Source organism: Bartonella sp. MM97QHHN, assembly GCF_042194285.1.
Lineage (GTDB): Bacteria > Pseudomonadota > Alphaproteobacteria > Rhizobiales > Rhizobiaceae > Bartonella.
In genome coordinates this window covers 72,115-88,992 of sequence record NZ_JBHIMS010000079.1, presented here as the reverse complement: position 1 = coordinate 88,992, position 16,878 = coordinate 72,115, and the positions used below count along the sequence as shown (strand labels likewise).

Here is a 16,878-nt window from a genome sequence, read left to right as displayed (position 1 = left end):
ACAAGTAGAGCGCTCCTATCGTCGTACTGACTATCTAGAACAGCGCCGTGTCTATATGGATAAATGGGCGGCTTATGTCACGGGGTCAAACCTAAAATATGGGGTGAATAACCCCATTATCTGTGGATAACTTTAGCTCTCTTGTCTCTCATTCTTTCTCAATAAGATTCATCACGTATTACATCAGAAATTATATGATAAAATATTGTTTTCTATAAATAAAATACCTTCAAAAATGAACCAAAATGTGGTTAATAAATGGTTATGATTTGTTACCATTTTTATAGTGAAAGGATTTTAATATGACAGAAAATGATATTCTTTTAACAGACCGTGAAAGTGCAAAATTGCTTCATATGAGTGTCTCAACTTTCCGCCGTCATGTAACCAATGGCTCTTTACCAAAACCTTTAAAATTTGGTTTTTTATCGCGTTGGTTACAATCAGATCTTTTGAATGTCATCGAGCAAGCAAAACAGCAACGTTATAACGACGCGGCATAAAAAGAAAACCTTGTCACGTAAGGACGGACAAGGCTTTCTCAAACTCATCAACCTGGTGCTTTATTTGGTGTAAATTCAAGGCTTTCTCTGCTGAAGCAAGACTTAAGGTTTGCATTCAAGTTGTTCTGAATGCTTTTTACAATAAGGGCTATTTAAGCGTCTCTCAACACTTCGCTGAGGCATGACAGCACCAGGACGACATATGGGAAGGTTGTCTTCTTTAAAAGTATAACACCATCCCCCTTCATGTTCATCTTTATAGTGGAATCCTGATTGAATCATGCAAGCATGGACTGTTGCCTGTGCATTAATACTCTGCTCTCTGCTTTCTGAATCCTCATCATAAGGCGTTGGCATTCCACATTCTAATAAAGCTTTTCCTATCTCAGTAAAATCTGCTCCTGGCTTCTCCCACATAATACATATACCCTGGAGCAGGCTTAAAAAAATTACACCCAGCTATACTTAACAGGATTATCCCGCTTAATAATCTTAAAATGTGTTTCATTTTTTGCTCCATGAATTAATTGAATCAATTTGTATCCGGTGAGATGAACCATAATCATGTCTACATGCTCGATCCGCATTTGCATAACAAACATGAGGACTTGGATAATCAAATAGTACTTTCTTTGCCTCTTTCACTACGTTACTACCAAGGGGCCTCTTGTCAAAAGTAGCGGGATTTTTGCCAAACACAACACCAACAAAATCATCTGCATGGTTTTCCAAGCCGACAGTGGTTTTCTTTCCATCCCTTAAGATATATAACGTATCTGCCATGTCTTGAGTATTATAAGCTGGACCAAAAAAATTAACCGTTGTTTCCTTTGCTATACCGTGAACACCATGCTTTACTAAATCATGTGATCCATTTCCTGCTGTTATGGTACCACGACTATGGGCATCATCATGCAATCCTGTATTGCCATAAAGATACATTGTATCCTGGAATTTCTTGGTTGAATTGGTCAATCCAAAAAAAAATCTACCTTCCAGAAACTTCTGAAAAATCGCTATCCCTACTTCCACTTCCCAGTCTTCAGCTTCTGGGAAGTATGTAAAATAAAGGGGACCATGATCATTGTCAGCAAACTGGACAGTATAACGCGCAGCATCATCTGGTGAGGTAAAAATACCATTGTAAAACATATGAACCTTGCCATCAGAACCTTTTTGTAAATGTTTTTCTTCTTCAGGCGTTAAATAACGATACAGAGGGACTTGTCTTCCATAACTGTCTTTGATAGGTTTTCCATTTTTATCTGTTGCATAGAGGACATTGCCATTTTCATCATGCAAAACCTCACCCTCAGGATGCTCTTTGAGATATGCGAATTCGCGTATTTTGTCCCAGTATCCCAATCCTTCATCCGATAAATCATTGATCATACCTACGCGATTATGTACTACCCCCTCAAGCGATGCGACATCTAGCTGTCCTACAGCCTGGTGGGCTGTAGCGGTGTTGCGGTTGAGTGCATCAATGATTTGTCCAGCATCTTGCCCCATCGCCCTCTGTCCAGTTGTATCAGTAAGGATGATAGTCCCATCGCTGATAGCAGATTTGGTTTCCCCTTCTGCTCCATCCTTGGCTTTGCCGTGATTTAAAACATTCTTGGCAATGTTCTTTATCGTGTCATTCCCAGAAATGCTAAACCCATGGCTGCTGGCTTTAGCATGCGCACTGTTGGTGATATCACTGGTGCTAATGCTTCCTGTGGTCAGGCTGTTTTTGTCCGCTGAGGCTGTGCTAGCAATAATGCCTCCGGTTAGGGTCGTTTTGTCTTTAACAATGATATTAAAGCCGCCATCACCCGCTTTGATGCCTGATTGCTCCACAACACTATGATAATCGCTAGAGGATTTATCCTTTTGGAAAGAGGCACTCATGGAGCCCCCACCTATTTACTAAGGAAATTAAACGTGTGTAACATCAAACATATCATCATACAGTCTGCTAAAGATGAGAGCTTTGTTTTTTACCATTGGCTATGAAAGAAAATCCTTTGAGGACTATTTCAATCAACTTATCAAAAATAATATTAAACTTTTGTATGATATTCGTAAAAATCCAATAAGCAGAAAATACGGATTTTCAAAAAGACAATTAGAGAAAGTTGTAAACAACATTGATATTGAATATATGGCATATGCCTGAACTTGGAATTGCCTCTGAAAAACGAAGAAATTTGAAAACACAAAAGATTATGATCGCCTTTTTGAAGATTATCAAAATACAACTCTCAAAGATAATTCTTGTGCAATAAACAAATTATATCAAATTTTTTTTAACAAAAAGCGCGTTGCAATCACCTGTTTTGAAGCCAATGTATGCATGTGTCATAGAGGACAACTCGCATTAGCTCTCATTCCATTGCCTGATTGGAAATATGAAATTAAGCACATCTAAAAAATAAATTTGCATATTTTTTTAAATGGGATTGCCCATATGCCTCCCAGCCCCCTACCCATTCCTAACAACTTTTAAGTGATGCATGATTCACGCTACGGGTGAATTCTGCGCAAATCAAGGAAAAGAAATATGAACTGACCGATGAAACAATTGAGGTTGGTGGATACATTACACTTTACCGCATCCGTGCTTTGAGAGACTTTGGAGATGTAAAGGCAGGTGATCTTGGCGCTTTTACACAAAAAGAAGACAATCTAAGTCATGATGGCAATTGCTGGATAAGTGATGATGCAAAAGTCTATGGTTATGCCAAGGTTTTTGGGGATGCACATGTTTACGGTGGCACATTTATTAGTGGAAAAGCTAAAATTTATGGAAATACTAAAATTTATGACAGTCCATTGATTTCCATCAGAGCAAATATACGCTGGCTATTAAACAAGCGCAAAATGGCATCTCCAAGAAAATAAACAGACTTACAAAAGGCTCTTTCGATTGGTTATTGCATCAGTATTTACAAAGCATGCAATGGCATAATCAATTAGAATCTACTAAAAAAATTAAATATCGAATTCTGAATAATGTTTNCATCAGTATTTACAAAGCATGCAATGGCATAATCAATTAGAATCTACTAAAAAAGTTAAATATCGAATTCTGAATAATGTTTCTAAACATATCGGTGATCGTGCATATAAAAGCATAAACAAACAACACATTCTTGAAGCCGTAGATAGAAGGCGAGAGACCCCCGCGGCGGTAAAACATTTTTTGACCTCTTTAAACAGTCTCTTTAATTGGGCGGTTGATAATGATCTTTTGAATAGAAATCCTGCTTTTAATTAAAAGCACCAAAATCTTTAAACAGTGGGGGATTACTGCCATGGCTAGAAGAGGACATAGACAAATATTATCACCGTTGGTCACATGGTACACATGAACGCGTCTGGATTGATGTTCTTCTTTATACAGGCTTGCGTCGTGGTGATGCCGTTCGTATCGGCTGGAAAGATATCACAACAGATAATATTATTCATTTAAAAACAGAAAAGAGCCAATTTAAAACAGATGTTTTTCTTCCTATTTTATCAGAACTAGAGGAAACCCTTAAAATTGGTCCCATAGGTGATGAAACATTCATTTGTGGTAAAGGTGGAAATAAGCTTGTCAAAGAAAGTTTTGGCAACCTCTTTCATGAAGCATGTAATGCGGCGGGTATTAAAAAATCAGCGCACCGATTGCGAAAATTAGCAGCAAAACGTGCTGCCAATGCTGGTGCTACGGTTTCACAAATGAAAGCGCTTTTTGGCTGGACAGAAGATAAAATGGCATCCCTTTGTACCAGAACAGCCGATAGAAAACGACTTGCAATAGAAGCAATCAAAAAGCTACAAAAAAGTTAGAGCAATGGGCAGCAGCTAAAAAAACAAACCAAAGCACCATCAAAATTATTAACGAAATCAAAGCGGCGTTTGAGGTGTATCAGAAACAAGAAGAGAAATAGGTGGTTGTGCCTGTTGCTTTGTTTGCCATAAATTATAGTTTGTTTGCATATCCAACCAAAATTTTGCTTTACTAAAACCAGCTAATTCTAATTTAATAGCAAGCTCGGTACTTATAGAAGCATGTCCGTTAATCACTCTTGATAAAGAAGCTCTTGTCATATGGAGATGATCAGCTAATTTTTGTATTGTTATCCCCATTTCTTCTAAGAAAGCTACTTTCAGAACTTCACCCGGATGTGCGGGGTTATGCATCATTTTTTTTCATTCCTCTCATCAATGGTAATCTTGATAATCAACAAGCTCCACATCTGTTCCTATAAAGCGAAAAGTAACACGCCAATTTCCATTCATCCATATAGAATAGTACCCTGTAAGTTCACCTTTAAGAGGGTGTATTTTAAAGGCAGGCGCTCTCAACATTTCAGGCGTAGTAGCACTTGTTAAAGCCGTTAAGATAACGCGTAATTTTTTACGTGATCTGGTCAAATAGCTTTTGTGGAACCTGTTGTATAAAATAATTTTAAGCCCTTATGTTTAAAACTCACAATTGCCATATACTGCCCCTTGTCGTATATCATTGCTATACGGTTAATAACAATAAGAGTCAAGCCCATGTTAGAAATATCTGATTATATATCTGGAAAAAATGGATGGGAATAAGTGATAAAAAAGCTTCAAAAAGGTTAGGGATAGACACCCAAAAAAACATAACAGAATCAATGATTATAAAATCCCTTACTCTTGTAATAAATTATTGATTTTAATTGCCTTTTTTACACTCTTTTAGTGGTGCAAAACTATAACGATGTAATCCTATAACTGGTCCATATTTATCAAGAGCTGTACGATGCGCTAGCGTTGCATAACCTACATGCTTCTCTAAACCATACCCTTTATAAACTTGTCCTGCACATTCCATCATCCGGTCACGCGTTACTTTTGCAATAATAGATGCGGCTGCAATGGAAACCGAACGCTGATCACCCTTAATCAACGCCATTGCAGGACAGGACAACTCAGAAGGAATATCACGCCCATCAACAAGGACATAGTGGACTGGAATGGCTAATCCTATAATACAGCGACGCATTGCTTCTAAAGTTGCTTTTCTAATATTGGATTGATCAATTGTACGAGCACAAAGACTGGCAACTGAAACCGCTAATGCACTTTGCAAAATTTCATGATAAAGTCTATTTCGTTGGAGAAAAGAAAGTTTTTTTGAATCATTTAACCCATTAGGAATACGATCTTTATCCAAGATAACTGCTGCTGTTACCACAGGTCCAGCGAGAGGCCCCCGTCCTACTTCATCAACACCTGCTATATGAAAAAAACCCTGTTTTTGCAAATACAATTCGCACGAAAAATTTGGTTGTAGCGGAAAATTAAACATCTTTGATAAATCACAAATACAACAAACATACATCTATTTCTGTAGACTGATCATTTTTTGCAAGCATTACAGTTTTAAATGGCTCTTCAAACATTCCGCGAATTCTTGCACAAAAAATAAAAAAACACATTTCTTTGGTTACCCTCTTTTATTATGTATAATAAAATCATGATGAAATAAAAGCTTTTATATTTATTTATCAAATAGTTCCTAAAGTCATGATAGGTTTTATAAACCAATTTGGGTGCATTGATTTGATAAAAAGAGCTGCTTGTTGCGCCGTTTGTTTATTTTTAAAAATGCCAAAGCAAGTTGCTCCCGTTCCAGACATACGGGAAAAAAGAGCCCCACATTCATCTAATATAGATAACACTTCAGCTAACTGAGGTGCTATTTTTAATGCAGGAGAAAAAAGATCATTACGCGTTTCTTGTAAAACTTCAACTAATGAATCAACACTCTTTAAAGCGTCTGTATTAATTTTTAAAGAAGGATTATGACGCTTCTCTAACGCTTTAAAAACAGCTTGTGTTGAAATCTCTTGTCCATGATTAACCAATACCATTGCTAATGAACAAGCTTCTTTTAGTCGTATCATCTCTTGACCAATCCCTTTAACCAAAAGCGGCTGCTGATACTTTAATGCACAAAGGCACATGGGAACATCAGCACCAAGAACTAAGCTCATTTTTGCTAATTCTTCGTAAAAGCAATCAAGATTCCACTGCCGACGCAACATGCTGATAACCCCAGCTGCATCACCTGAGCCACCACCAATGCCTGAAGCAACAGGTAATGTTTTTACAAGCCGAAAAAAAGCAGGTTGAGCACATTCCGGAAAAGTCTTATGCATAAAGTCCCGTGCGCGAATAACCAAATTGTCTAAATGAGAAACAAGCCCTTTTGCAAACGGCCCCGTCAAAACAAACTGATTATTTTCACAAGGTGCATAGTGTAGACAATCACCGCTAAGACTAAAATAAACCAAACTTTCTATTAAATGATACCCATCAGCACGTTGCCCCACAACATGTAGAGCTAAATTCAATTTAATAGGTGTAAATAAATAGGAATGTCTTTGGAACGAAGTTTGTACATTTGATATCATATGACGTAATATTCACTTACATAGGGTTCTTTTAAAAATTCCCCCCTTTTACCCATACTTTTAGCACGAGCCCTATAAACAGCTTGGAATATTCTTAATCGTTTTCTAAAAAAACAATAAATATAAAGAGTTCTCATACAAAATAAACGACATGTTCTCATTCATATCATTTCAAGCCTTTTTTCTTCTAGCATCTGTTTTTAGATAAAAATCTCTCTGGCTTGAATGATCCTTTCCATCACAAACCATAACGCTGCCAAAGCGCTCGCTCTTCTGCTGCCATCAATGCACTATCAACGACTGTATAAACCGTATGTGCCGTCACTCCTGAAGGCGTTTTAGGTCCTAAAAAACTTTTTGGAGGCATAATAAGTCGAAGTTTTGCATCATTACCAAAGCGCTCCTTAATAACAGAACGTACATCATTCAATCCATCAACCAGACCAAGCTCAACGCTTTGTTTTCCACTCCAAAACATTCCTGTAAAGAGATTCGAATCATCTGATAATTTTTCAGCACGCCGTTCTTTAACCAAATCGATAAAAGTTTGATGCACTTCAAGTTGGAGAGATTTCAAATGCTCAATATCCGCCTTTTTTTCTGGCTGAAATGGATCTAATGTAACTTTGTTCTTTCCTGCTGTGTATACACGCCGTTCGATACCAATTTTCTTCAAAAGTTCCGGAAAACCAAAGGAAGCTGAAACCACTCCAATGGAACCAACAATTGAAGAAGGATCTGCAAAAATTTCATCCCCTGCACAAGCAATCATATAACCACCAGATGCTGCAATATCTTCAATAAACACAAGAACCTTTTTATTTTTTTCTTCTGCCAAGTCACGAATGCGCTTGAAGATAAAACGCGATTGTACAGGTGAACCACCAGGAGAATTAATAATAAGTGCAACAGCCGGTGACTTTTTGTGTGCGAAAGCCTTCTCTAAAAGATTTGCACACCTACTGAGGGAAAGGGTACGAGATATAGATGCTGATGAATCCATAATTGCTCCTTGAAGGCGCACCACAGGAATTTCAAGTTTATCGGAAGAAAAACGGCGTGGAATAAAACTTTTAATAAAATCCATCAAAACAAAATCTCCTTATAAATTAAGAACAATTAAATAGGCAAGGACAACAAAAAGGAACAACGCTATAATATCCAAAAGCGCCAATCAATCCCCACATTACAACCAGAAATATAACTTCACCCAAAAGCTAAACCTCCCTAATGACAAAGTGTAGACTTTAAATAATAAACTAAAAAACACAAGATACTATTAGAAAAGTTCCCACAAGCTTATATATCCATTATTAATTGCATCAACTCGAGGTGAAAAAGTATGGTCATTACCTTCATGTATAACCAATGCCGGTAAAATAGATAAAGCTGCTCTGCTTCCTCGTTTTGCGTAAAATAAAAGACGAATTGCTGCTGTTTTCGCACGGGCATGCACAGGAATTATACAAATACCACCAAAACGCCCTTCTAAAGCACGCAAGATATCTGTCAGCGATTGTGGACGTGCAATGAGCCCTAAGTATCCACCTGGCTTAACAATAGCTGCTGCACTCCGCAACCAGTTATCAAACATTGCTTCAGACATAACATGTGCTTCAGATTTTTGTTTATCAGGTGTCTTACGATCGGTGGGATTATTAAAAGGTGGATTCATAATCGCAAAATCAAAGCTATTATCTATCAAACCTGCTTTTATACGGGCATTCCCTTTGAAGGTAACATCTGCTTCTAGCAAACAAATTCGGCTAGCAAATTGTTTATTTTGTTTTAGCATAAGCGTTTTTTGAGCGTAAGATACCATAAAAGCTGAACGTTCAACTAAGGTAACATGAACTTTCAGACAACGCGAAGCAACAGCCAACCCTGCAGCTCCAGCACCTGCGCCTAAATCAACAACCTTGCCCTTTAAATTACTTGGAACCAAACTAGCCAATAACATCGCATCCATTCCAGAACGATGACCATATTTATGGGGTTGAACCAAATAAAATTTTCCGCGGTGAAAACTGTCAATTGTTTCACCACTCTGATTCGTTGTTTTATCCATTTAAAAGCCTAATGTTCACCTTTATAAACTGCATTTTTGCCATTCAGCTGCTATTTTAAATTTTTTTATTATTTCATAACAACAAGATTACACTCGCTAAAGAACATTTCTTGCCAATAACATTCCAAGCTTACACTTCAAAGCGCCATCAAAAGCTTGAGTCAAAACCAAACCCCCTTTATGCTAGTAAATAAAGTAAATTTTATATATGTCCATTGCAATACTCTAGGAGTAAACACATTGAGCGCAGCTATCAAACCAGAACAAATAAGAAATAATCAAATTTCTCTTCAATCTCTTGTCAATCTTACTCAAAAAGATATGGAGCGCGTAAATCAATTTATTCTCTCTATGGCAAAATCAGAGGTTGAGATGATCCCTGAAATTTCTAACCATCTTATTTCATCAGGTGGAAAGCGATTACGCCCAATGATTACGCTCGCTTCTGCTCATATGTTCGGTTATCAAAGTGACGGACATATAAAACTCGCAACAGCTGTTGAATTTATGCATACAGCAACATTACTACACGATGATGTGATTGATGAAAGTAATTTGCGACGTGGAAAATCCACGGCACGGATGATTTGGGGGAATCAAGCAAGCGTACTTGTTGGTGATTTCCTGTTGGGTCAGGCTTTTAAAATGATGGTCGATGTCGGTTCCATAGAAGCGCTCTCTGTCCTAGCGAACGCTGCTGCAATTATTGCTGAAGGAGAAGTCATGCAACTTTCTGCTGCAAAAAATATCAAAACCAGCCCTTCAGACTATCTCAAAATCATCAATGCCAAAACAGCCGCACTTTTTTCAGCAGCCGCTGAAGTAGGACCGATTGTTGCTGGCTATGGACATAAAGAGCGTTCTTCATTACGTGAATATGGAACATCTTTAGGTTTAGCTTTCCAATTGATTGATGATGCACTTGACTATAGCGGTAGTGCTCAAAGCTTAGGAAAAAATATAGGGGATGATTTTAGAGAAGGAAAAATAACAATGCCTGTTATTATCGCATATGAACGTGGAAATATAGTAGAAAAAAATTTCTGGAAACAAGCACTTGAAGATGGCAATAACAATAATGAAGCCTTCGCATACGCGCAACACTTAATAGAAAAGTATGATAGTATCACAGATACAATAGAACAAGCACGCATCTACGGAAAACATGCAATTGATGCTCTTGTTCCCATGAACGAAAATCTTGCTTACAATGCTCTCGTTGAGACTGTTGAATTTTGTATTGCGCGCGTAAACTGAATTCTTTGCAAGAATCGCAGTATTTCTCAATAAAGTAATGAGATATGATCTATAAACAACACCATCGATTGATTATCTTGAAAAGGATTAGCTCCATGTGCTCTGCAACGGTATCCCGAATTTTTACCCTCTTTATCGTGGGTATCATGCTGATGCCATTCCCCACCTACAGTAAAATAAGCACCGCAATTCATACAAGCTCATTTACAGGTGCTTATTTAGCTGGAAGGGTTGCAAATCATGAAAATAAAACAGAACTTGCTATCAATTACTTTAAACAAGCACTCATTTATCAACCTGATAACATTGAAACACAAAAAGAGCTCCTTGAAGCTATGCTCTCGGTCGGAAACTTTAAAGAAGCTGTCCAACAAGCCCAAAAACTCAAAGAGCAAGATGTTATAACTCCCTTTGTTTCCTTAACTTTGTCAGTAGAAAGTCTCATCAAAAAAGACTATAAGAATGCCAATTTTCTTCTACAATCAAAAGAACCTCCGAAATCCAATAATCCAATACCTGAACTCATCGGTGCTTGGATTAAATTTGGATCTGGACAAAAATCTCAAGCAATCACTGATCTTAAGAAACTCAAAGGTCCTGTCTGGTATGACCTTTTTATATCTTATCATCTAGCACTTATGAGCGACCTTGCAGAACAGCCAAAGGATGCAAAAAAATATTTCATTAAAGCACTTAGTAACAAACAGGGGACTCTTATCGCTCCTAATACTTATGAGCGTATTATCATAGCCTATGCCTCATTCCAATTGCGCCATAATATGCGTAACCAAGCTCTTCAAACAATCCAACATGGTGAACAAATGTTGTCAGGTCGAGAAGTCCTTAAAAACTTTCGAGAAAAAATTGAAAAAAAATCTTTCTTAGAGAGAGTTATTAAAACACCTCAACAAGGAGCCGCCGAGGTATTATATAATTTTGGAACAGCCCTCAACCACAAAAACTCAGGGCGAATTGCACGTATTTTTAAGCAATTATCTTTCGCCTTATACCCTCAAAATGACGCAATACTGTTTCAGCTCGCACACATTTCTGCTAAATTGAACGATCCACATCAAGCAATTAAACTTTATCGCGCTTTATCCCCTAAATCTCCTTATTATAAAGATGGACAACTTCATCTTGCATTCCTTCTTGCCAATAACAACAATTACAAAGAAGCAATAAAATTACTCACATTGTTAAATAAAAAATTTCCCAATGATCGTAATATTTTGATAACGCTCGTTGCTTTTTATATGCAGGACAATAAATTTCTTGAGGCCATTAAAACTCTAGACTACGCTATTACAAAGATAAAAAACTTTCAGCAGGACGATTGGAAACTCTTTTATCAGCGTGGTATTGCTTTTGAACGTTTAAAGCAATGGCCAAAAGCAGAACTTGACTTGCGAAAATCACTTGAATTTTTCCCAAATCAACCGCAGGTTCTTAATTATTTAGCCTATTCCCTTGTGGAACGTGGTGAGAAGCTTGAAGAATCGCTCCGTATGCTACAAAAAGCCTCTGCTTTACAAGCTCACAACAGTCATATTCTCGATTCTTTAGGGTGGGCTTATTATAAACTAAAAGAATATAATAAAGCAGTGCAAATATTAGAAAATGCTGTCAGATTACAACCTGAGGACCCAACACTAAATGATCATTTAGGGGATGCCTATTGGAAAGTTGGGCGTAAACGTGAAGCAATCTTTCAATGGAACCACGCAATTGACGGAAAACCAGAAAATTCTGAACAAATTCAAGAAAAGTTGAAATTTGGTTTGCAATAAACGATGCTTAACCATAAACCACATGAATAATAAATAGAGAAACTAAAATTACTTTGGTTTTTTGTTTAGTCCAATATAAAGAGTATAAAGCGTGAAACTGCCTGAACATCTTAACCCAAAACGTTCTTTTCAGGGACTAATCTTAACTTTGCAAAATTATTGGGCACACTATGGATGTGCAATTTTGCAACCTTACGATATGGAAGTCGGAGCTGGGACTTTTCATCCAGCAACAACATTACGCTCTCTAGGACCACGCCCTTGGAAAGTTGCTTATGTCCAACCCTCTCGACGTCCAACAGATGGCCGATATGGTAAGAATCCAAATCGTTTACAACACTATTATCAATTCCAAGTGCTTCTCAAACCCTCTCCGCTCAATCTACAAAAACTTTATATAAAGTCGCTACAAGCTATCGGGCTTGATACAAAACTGCATGATATTCGCTTTGTTGAAGATAATTGGGAAAGTCCCACTCTTGGTGCTTGGGGGCTTGGATGGGAATGTTGGTGCGATGGAATGGAAGTCTCTCAATTTACTTATTTTCAACAAGTGTGCGGCATTGAATGCGCTCCTGTTTCAGGGGAACTCACATACGGTCTTGAGCGTCTAGCGATGTATATCCAAGGGGTTGATAACGTCTATGACCTTAACTTTAATGGTTTGGAGGGAGAAAACAAAATAAGTTATAGAGATATTTTTTTACAAGCAGAACAGGAATACTCATATTATAACTTCGAATTTGCTGATACAAAACTGCTCCATCAGCACTTTATCGATGCAGAACGCGAATGCAGCGCACTTCTTGATGCTGGAAAACCAAATAAAGAAAATGTATTCCATCGCTGTGTTTTTCCTGCCTATGATCAATGTATTAAAGCGAGCCATATCTTTAATCTTTTGCAAGCACGTGGCGTTATTTCTGTAACCGAACGACAAAATTACATTCTTCGCGTTCGTAATCTCGCCCGCCGTTGTGGGGAAGCCTTCTTACTCACAGAAGCTGGACAAATATATACTGGAGAAGCCTAATGTCTGATCTTCTTCTTGAACTTTTCAGTGAAGAAATCCCTGCACGTATGCAACGAAAAGCTGCTGCTGCTCTTAAAAAATCTGTTACAGATCAACTTGTGAATGCTGGATTGATCTATGAAGCTGCTCGTGAATATTGGACACCTCGTCGGCTCACATTGGACATACGCGGACTTTCCATACGCTCCAAAGATATCCATGAAGAACGCAAAGGTCCCAGTATAAAATCACCACAGCATGTAATTGATGGTTTTCTACGTGCAACAGGATTAAACGATATTTCTGAAGCGCATATTGGACATGATGATAAAAAAGGTCATTTTTATATTGCTAAAATTGTTAAAAAAGGTCGAGCTGCAGAAGAAATTATTGCCGATATTTTACCGGATATTATCCGCAACTTTCCGTGGCCGAAATCTATGCGTTGGGGAAAAGATTCAGCACAAAGTGGTACTCTGAAATGGATTAGACCTTTACAAAACATTCTTTGCATCTTCGGACCAGAAATTGGTGAAACACATGTTATTCCGTTTACAATTGGTTCTCTTAAAAGCAATAATTTAACTTATGGTCATCGTTTCTTAAGTGATGGAAAGCCATTTCAAGTGCGCCGCTTTGATGACTATGTTACTCAACTTGAAACCCATAAAGTCATTCTGGATGCCGAAAGACGAAAGAATATTATTTTAGCTGATGCCCAAAATCTCTGCTTTGCAAACGGTTTAGAACTGGTTCAAGACAATCCCCTCCTAGAAGAAGTTGCTGGTCTTGTTGAATGGCCTGTTATCTTGATGGGTGATTTTGACCAATCATTTCTTGATATTCCTCCAGAAATTATTCGCTTGACCATTCGAGCCAATCAAAAATGTTTTGTCACCCGCAAACAAGGAGAAAAAGTAAAACTTTCTCATCATTTTATTCTCGTTTCTAATATTCTTGCAAATGATGAAGGCAAAGAAATTTCGAAAGGAAATAGTAAGGTTGTCCGTGCCCGTCTTTCTGATGCACTTCATTTTTGGCAAACCGATCAGCGTGATTTGCCTGATCTTCAACAATTGGAATCTTCTATAAAAAAATTTCAACTTGATATAAAAAAGCCTCTCGATCAAAGAATGGCACGACTTGATCATTTGAATGTAACTTTTCATGCTAAATTAGGTACACAAGGAGCAAGGGTAGAACGCATTGCTACACTCGCACAAGAAATTGCCCCTTTGATACAAACAGATCCTCTTTTAGCAAAACGTGCAGCCATCCTTGCAAAAGCTGATTTGCAAACAGAAATTGTCGGAGAATTTCCTGAACTACAAGGTGTTATGGGGCAAAAATACGCCCTTCTTCAAGGGGAAGATCCTCGCATAGCTGTAGCAATCGAAGACCATTATAAACCTCAAGGACCAACAGATCGTCTTCCACAAGAACCACTTGCTATAACCGTTATGCTCTCCGACAAAATTGACATGCTCGTTGGCTTTTGGCTCATTAATGAAAAACCAACGGGCTCAAAAGATCCCTATGCGTTAAGACGAGCAGCATTGGGAATTATTAGGCTTGTACTTTCGCGAGATTGGAAAATCAATCTTATGCCACTGTTTCAGTTAGCAATGAATCTTTTCTTACAACAAAAAAATAAATATGAAATCTCTCAAAGAGAAAATTCACAATTGATGAATCTGCTTCCAGAAAAAAATGAATATATTTTATCAGACCTGTTATTCTTTTTTCATGACCGTTTGAAAATCTATCTAAAAGAGGAAGGTGCTCGTTACGATGCCCTTGAAGCCGTTTTAAATAAAGATTCTGATGATTTTTTATTGGTTGCACGTCGTGTCGAATCGCTTATCGCTTTTATCAATACCCATGATGGAATGAACTTTGTAGCCTCTGTAAAACGTACTGCCAATATTCTTGAAAATGAATTTCAAAAAAGCACAACAATAGCGAATGAAATTAATCCTGAGCTCTTTGTCGAGAAAGAAGAAAAGCAGCTCTATCATGCAATCTGTGAAGTAGAAAGAAAGGTTCTTGCCCCCATCAATGCAACAAATTTATCATTTGCCCTCAGTGTGCTAGCGCCACTTGGAAAATTGATTGATATATTTTTTGAAAAAGTATTGGTGAATGATAAAAAACCTGATATTCGTGCTAACCGTCTTGCTCTTCTCAAACGCACTTACATTGTGACACAATCGGTTGCAGACTTCTCAAAACTTGTCATTTAAAATCAAAATACCCTATTAACTGATAAAAACAATGAAGATAATTTTTTCTTTTTTATGACTTTTATTAATTAATATTGAGAAAATTATGCAACCAAAGAGAGTGTTCTTTATCTCTCAAATATCATTAATTAAGATATGTTTTCATTTTGATAAATGATTCTTTCTCAAGAGACTCTTTGATAAGTTCATCAGCCTTGTTAGAATCTATTTCCCTTGCAATAAGGGTACGTGCTGTAGAAATTGCCAAATCAATCGCCGATGAAGAAACCATGCGTATTGCATCGGCTTCTGCTTGGGCAATTTTTTGTTCTGCCAATTTATTGCGGTTTTTTACATATTCTTCTGCTTTTGCACGGGCCTCAGCAATAACAGATTCAACTTCATGCTTTGCTGCTGCAATAATTTCTTGCGCATCTTTTTCTGCTTCTGCATGTTTGCGTTGATATTCAGCCAATATTTCCTGTGCCTCTTCACGAAAACGCAGCGCCTCATCCAGTTCATCTTTGATACGTTTCGCGCGTGCATCAAGATGGTGTATAACCCTCTGTGGAATTTGGAAATAGACTAAAAGAGCCAAAAAAAGAACTAACCCAACAAATGCCCAAAAAGTATCAGTCATCTTTGTCTTCCTCCATAATCCGCAGTTTTAACAACTGAACGAACAGCCTCTTTGCTGATATCAACGTCAATCAATTTTTTCACAATTTCAAGAGCTACTTCTTCAGCGATAGAACCAACATTTTGCATCGCTTTATCCCGAATTTTTGTTATCTGTTTTTCAGCATCTGCGAGTTTTTTCTCTAGACTCTCTTCAATTTCTTTCCGTTCAAGCTCTGCCTTTTCTTTTAATTCTTCACTAGCTACCTGCGCTATAGCCTGCGCATTCAAACGCGCTTCCGCTAATTTCCGCTCATAAGTTTCAACAACAATGTCTGCTTCTTGCTTCATGCGCATTGCCTGATCTAAATCAGATGCTATTCGATCTCGCCGTGTTTCAATAACACCGCCAATACGTGGTACAATTACACGGGAGATAAAAAGATAAAAAAGTACGAAAGAAATTGCCAACCAGAAAAAATGCGAACCAAAATGCACAAAATCAAAAGGCGGAAACACACGATTTGCATGCTCTGCCACCTTTTTAATATGTTCTATCGACGTTTCAGTGTTCTGTGCATAAGCGCTTGAAACAAACATCTTCTTTCATCCTTTAAATAGCTTATTAAAGCCCTCTATAACCGATGATAACTGACTAACATCTCTCTGGTTAAGAGCCTAAAAGGGTAAATCTTTCCTCATGCAAGAACAGATATACCCTTTTGATGATGATTAAACCCCAAAAAGAAGTAATAAAGCAATGAGCAATGAAAAAATTCCCAAAGCTTCTGTTACAGCAAAACCAAAGACGAGACGTCCAAACTGACTATCTGCTGCTGATGGATTTCGTAATGCACCAGAAAGATAGCTACCAAAAATATTACCAAGTCCTAAAGCTGTTCCAGCCATACCAAAGCAAGCAAGACCAGCACCAATATATTTTGCTGCAAGCACCATTTCCATGTTATTCTCCTTTAAAGCGA

General features: G+C 37.7%; 15 protein-coding genes and 4 pseudogenes. 8 read left to right on the top strand and 11 right to left on the bottom strand.

Annotated elements, in window-relative coordinates; genetic code table 11:
* The first annotated feature begins 302 nt into the window (after window positions 1-302).
* Entirely contained in the window at window positions 303-503 is a 201-nt protein-coding gene (locus tag ACFIJW_RS05370; protein ID WP_015856172.1) for an AlpA family transcriptional regulator, read from the top strand.
* Between the two features lie 102 nt (window positions 504-605).
* On the opposite strand, the pseudogene ACFIJW_RS05365 reads toward ACFIJW_RS05370, so the two are convergent.
* A pseudogene (locus tag ACFIJW_RS05365) lies at window positions 606-1,011 on the bottom strand (hypothetical protein).
* Window positions 1,008-2,396, bottom strand: coding sequence for a filamentous hemagglutinin (locus ACFIJW_RS05360; RefSeq protein ID WP_375633560.1), 1,389 nt, complete (start codon window positions 2,394-2,396; stop codon window positions 1,008-1,010). Before ACFIJW_RS05360 ends, ACFIJW_RS05365 begins: the two are co-directional and overlap by 4 nt.
* Window positions 2,397-2,469: 73 nt before the next feature.
* On the opposite strand from ACFIJW_RS05360, the pseudogene ACFIJW_RS05355 reads away from it, so the two are divergent.
* From ACFIJW_RS05355 to ACFIJW_RS05345, 3 genes and pseudogenes are all read left to right on the top strand, one after another.
* A pseudogene (locus ACFIJW_RS05355) lies at window positions 2,470-2,916 on the top strand (DUF488 family protein).
* A gap of 101 nt (window positions 2,917-3,017) precedes the next feature.
* Window positions 3,018-3,389, top strand: coding sequence for a hypothetical protein (locus tag ACFIJW_RS05350; protein WP_375633559.1), 372 nt, complete (start codon window positions 3,018-3,020; stop codon window positions 3,387-3,389).
* A pseudogene (locus tag ACFIJW_RS05345) lies at window positions 3,320-4,322 on the top strand (tyrosine-type recombinase/integrase). Before ACFIJW_RS05350 ends, ACFIJW_RS05345 begins: the two are co-directional and overlap by 70 nt.
* 57 nt (window positions 4,323-4,379) lie before the next feature.
* On the opposite strand, the gene ACFIJW_RS05340 reads toward ACFIJW_RS05345, so the two are convergent.
* From ACFIJW_RS05340 to ACFIJW_RS05315, 6 genes and pseudogenes are all read right to left on the bottom strand, one after another.
* Window positions 4,380-4,679: a HigA family addiction module antitoxin gene (locus tag ACFIJW_RS05340; RefSeq protein ID WP_375618459.1), complete on the bottom strand. Its 300-nt coding sequence runs from the start codon at window positions 4,677-4,679 to the stop codon at window positions 4,380-4,382.
* 18 nt (window positions 4,680-4,697) lie between these two features.
* Window positions 4,698-4,978 (bottom strand): annotated as a pseudogene (locus tag ACFIJW_RS05335) (type II toxin-antitoxin system RelE/ParE family toxin).
* A 206-nt stretch (window positions 4,979-5,184) separates the two neighbouring features.
* Entirely contained in the window at window positions 5,185-5,853 is a 669-nt protein-coding gene (locus ACFIJW_RS05330; protein ID WP_375633558.1) for a ribonuclease HII, read from the bottom strand.
* A gap of 166 nt (window positions 5,854-6,019) precedes the next feature.
* Window positions 6,020-6,928: a 4-(cytidine 5'-diphospho)-2-C-methyl-D-erythritol kinase gene (locus ACFIJW_RS05325; RefSeq protein ID WP_375633557.1), complete on the bottom strand. Its 909-nt coding sequence runs from the start codon at window positions 6,926-6,928 to the stop codon at window positions 6,020-6,022.
* A 238-nt stretch (window positions 6,929-7,166) separates the two neighbouring features.
* Window positions 7,167-8,015: a S49 family peptidase gene (locus ACFIJW_RS05320; RefSeq protein ID WP_012754808.1), complete on the bottom strand. Its 849-nt coding sequence runs from the start codon at window positions 8,013-8,015 to the stop codon at window positions 7,167-7,169.
* Between the two features lie 192 nt (window positions 8,016-8,207).
* The gene (locus ACFIJW_RS05315; RefSeq protein ID WP_375633556.1) at window positions 8,208-8,996 is read right to left on the bottom strand and encodes a tRNA1(Val) (adenine(37)-N6)-methyltransferase; all 789 of its coding nucleotides are present in this window, start codon (window positions 8,994-8,996) and stop codon (window positions 8,208-8,210) included.
* Between the two features lie 180 nt (window positions 8,997-9,176).
* Here ACFIJW_RS05315 and ACFIJW_RS05310 point away from each other — a divergent pair, with 180 nt between their 5' ends.
* From ACFIJW_RS05310 to glyS, 4 genes are all read left to right on the top strand, one after another.
* Window positions 9,177-10,253 carry a polyprenyl synthetase family protein gene (locus tag ACFIJW_RS05310; RefSeq protein WP_273787893.1) on the top strand — a complete coding sequence of 359 codons (1,077 nt, stop codon included), beginning with the start codon at window positions 9,177-9,179 and terminating at the stop codon, window positions 10,251-10,253.
* Between the two features lie 95 nt (window positions 10,254-10,348).
* Window positions 10,349-12,043 carry a tetratricopeptide repeat protein gene (locus ACFIJW_RS05305; RefSeq protein WP_375633555.1) on the top strand — a complete coding sequence of 565 codons (1,695 nt, stop codon included), beginning with the start codon at window positions 10,349-10,351 and terminating at the stop codon, window positions 12,041-12,043.
* 91 nt (window positions 12,044-12,134) lie between these two features.
* Window positions 12,135-13,076: a glycine--tRNA ligase subunit alpha gene (locus tag ACFIJW_RS05300; protein WP_375633554.1), complete on the top strand. Its 942-nt coding sequence runs from the start codon at window positions 12,135-12,137 to the stop codon at window positions 13,074-13,076.
* Window positions 13,076-15,298, top strand: a complete 2,223-nt coding sequence (gene glyS, locus ACFIJW_RS05295) for a glycine--tRNA ligase subunit beta (protein ID WP_375633553.1) — start codon at window positions 13,076-13,078, stop codon at window positions 15,296-15,298. Before ACFIJW_RS05300 ends, glyS begins: the two co-directional genes overlap by 1 nt.
* 124 nt (window positions 15,299-15,422) lie before the next feature.
* Here glyS and ACFIJW_RS05290 read toward each other — a convergent pair whose 3' ends face one another.
* The 3 genes from ACFIJW_RS05290 to ACFIJW_RS05280 all read right to left on the bottom strand — a co-directional run bounded on the left by ACFIJW_RS05290 (window position 15,423) and on the right by ACFIJW_RS05280 (window position 16,858).
* Window positions 15,423-15,917 (bottom strand): F0F1 ATP synthase subunit B, encoded by a 495-nt coding sequence (locus ACFIJW_RS05290; protein ID WP_375633552.1) that lies wholly within the window; start codon window positions 15,915-15,917, stop codon window positions 15,423-15,425.
* Window positions 15,914-16,495 carry a F0F1 ATP synthase subunit B gene (locus tag ACFIJW_RS05285; protein ID WP_375633551.1) on the bottom strand — a complete coding sequence of 194 codons (582 nt, stop codon included), beginning with the start codon at window positions 16,493-16,495 and terminating at the stop codon, window positions 15,914-15,916. Before ACFIJW_RS05285 ends, ACFIJW_RS05290 begins: the two co-directional genes overlap by 4 nt.
* 132 nt (window positions 16,496-16,627) lie before the next feature.
* Complete coding sequence (locus tag ACFIJW_RS05280; RefSeq protein WP_005773968.1) at window positions 16,628-16,858, bottom strand: F0F1 ATP synthase subunit C; 231 nt, start codon at window positions 16,856-16,858, stop codon at window positions 16,628-16,630.
* Window positions 16,859-16,878 lie beyond the last annotated feature (20 nt).

Excerpts from the sequence above, each read along its gene's own strand:
- ACFIJW_RS05370 (WP_015856172.1), top strand. The coding sequence starts at position 303 with ATGACAGAAAATGATATTCTTTTAACAGACCGTGAAAGTGCAAAATTG.
- ACFIJW_RS05360 (WP_375633560.1), bottom strand. The coding sequence starts at position 2,396 with ATGAGTGCCTCTTTCCAAAAGGATAAATCCTCTAGCGATTATCATAGT.
- ACFIJW_RS05340 (WP_375618459.1), bottom strand. The coding sequence starts at position 4,679 with ATGATGCATAACCCCGCACATCCGGGTGAAGTTCTGAAAGTAGCTTTC.
- ACFIJW_RS05330 (WP_375633558.1), bottom strand. The coding sequence starts at position 5,853 with ATGTATGTTTGTTGTATTTGTGATTTATCAAAGATGTTTAATTTTCCG.
- ACFIJW_RS05325 (WP_375633557.1), bottom strand. The coding sequence starts at position 6,928 with ATGATATCAAATGTACAAACTTCGTTCCAAAGACATTCCTATTTATTT.
- ACFIJW_RS05320 (WP_012754808.1), bottom strand. The coding sequence starts at position 8,015 with ATGGATTTTATTAAAAGTTTTATTCCACGCCGTTTTTCTTCCGATAAA.
- ACFIJW_RS05315 (WP_375633556.1), bottom strand. The coding sequence starts at position 8,996 with ATGGATAAAACAACGAATCAGAGTGGTGAAACAATTGACAGTTTTCAC.
- ACFIJW_RS05310 (WP_273787893.1), top strand. The coding sequence starts at position 9,177 with ATGCTAGTAAATAAAGTAAATTTTATATATGTCCATTGCAATACTCTA.
- ACFIJW_RS05305 (WP_375633555.1), top strand. The coding sequence starts at position 10,349 with ATGTGCTCTGCAACGGTATCCCGAATTTTTACCCTCTTTATCGTGGGT.
- glyS (WP_375633553.1), top strand. The coding sequence starts at position 13,076 with ATGTCTGATCTTCTTCTTGAACTTTTCAGTGAAGAAATCCCTGCACGT.
- ACFIJW_RS05290 (WP_375633552.1), bottom strand. The coding sequence starts at position 15,917 with ATGACTGATACTTTTTGGGCATTTGTTGGGTTAGTTCTTTTTTTGGCT.
- ACFIJW_RS05285 (WP_375633551.1), bottom strand. The coding sequence starts at position 16,495 with ATGTTTGTTTCAAGCGCTTATGCACAGAACACTGAAACGTCGATAGAA.
- ACFIJW_RS05280 (WP_005773968.1), bottom strand. The coding sequence starts at position 16,858 with ATGGAAATGGTGCTTGCAGCAAAATATATTGGTGCTGGTCTTGCTTGC.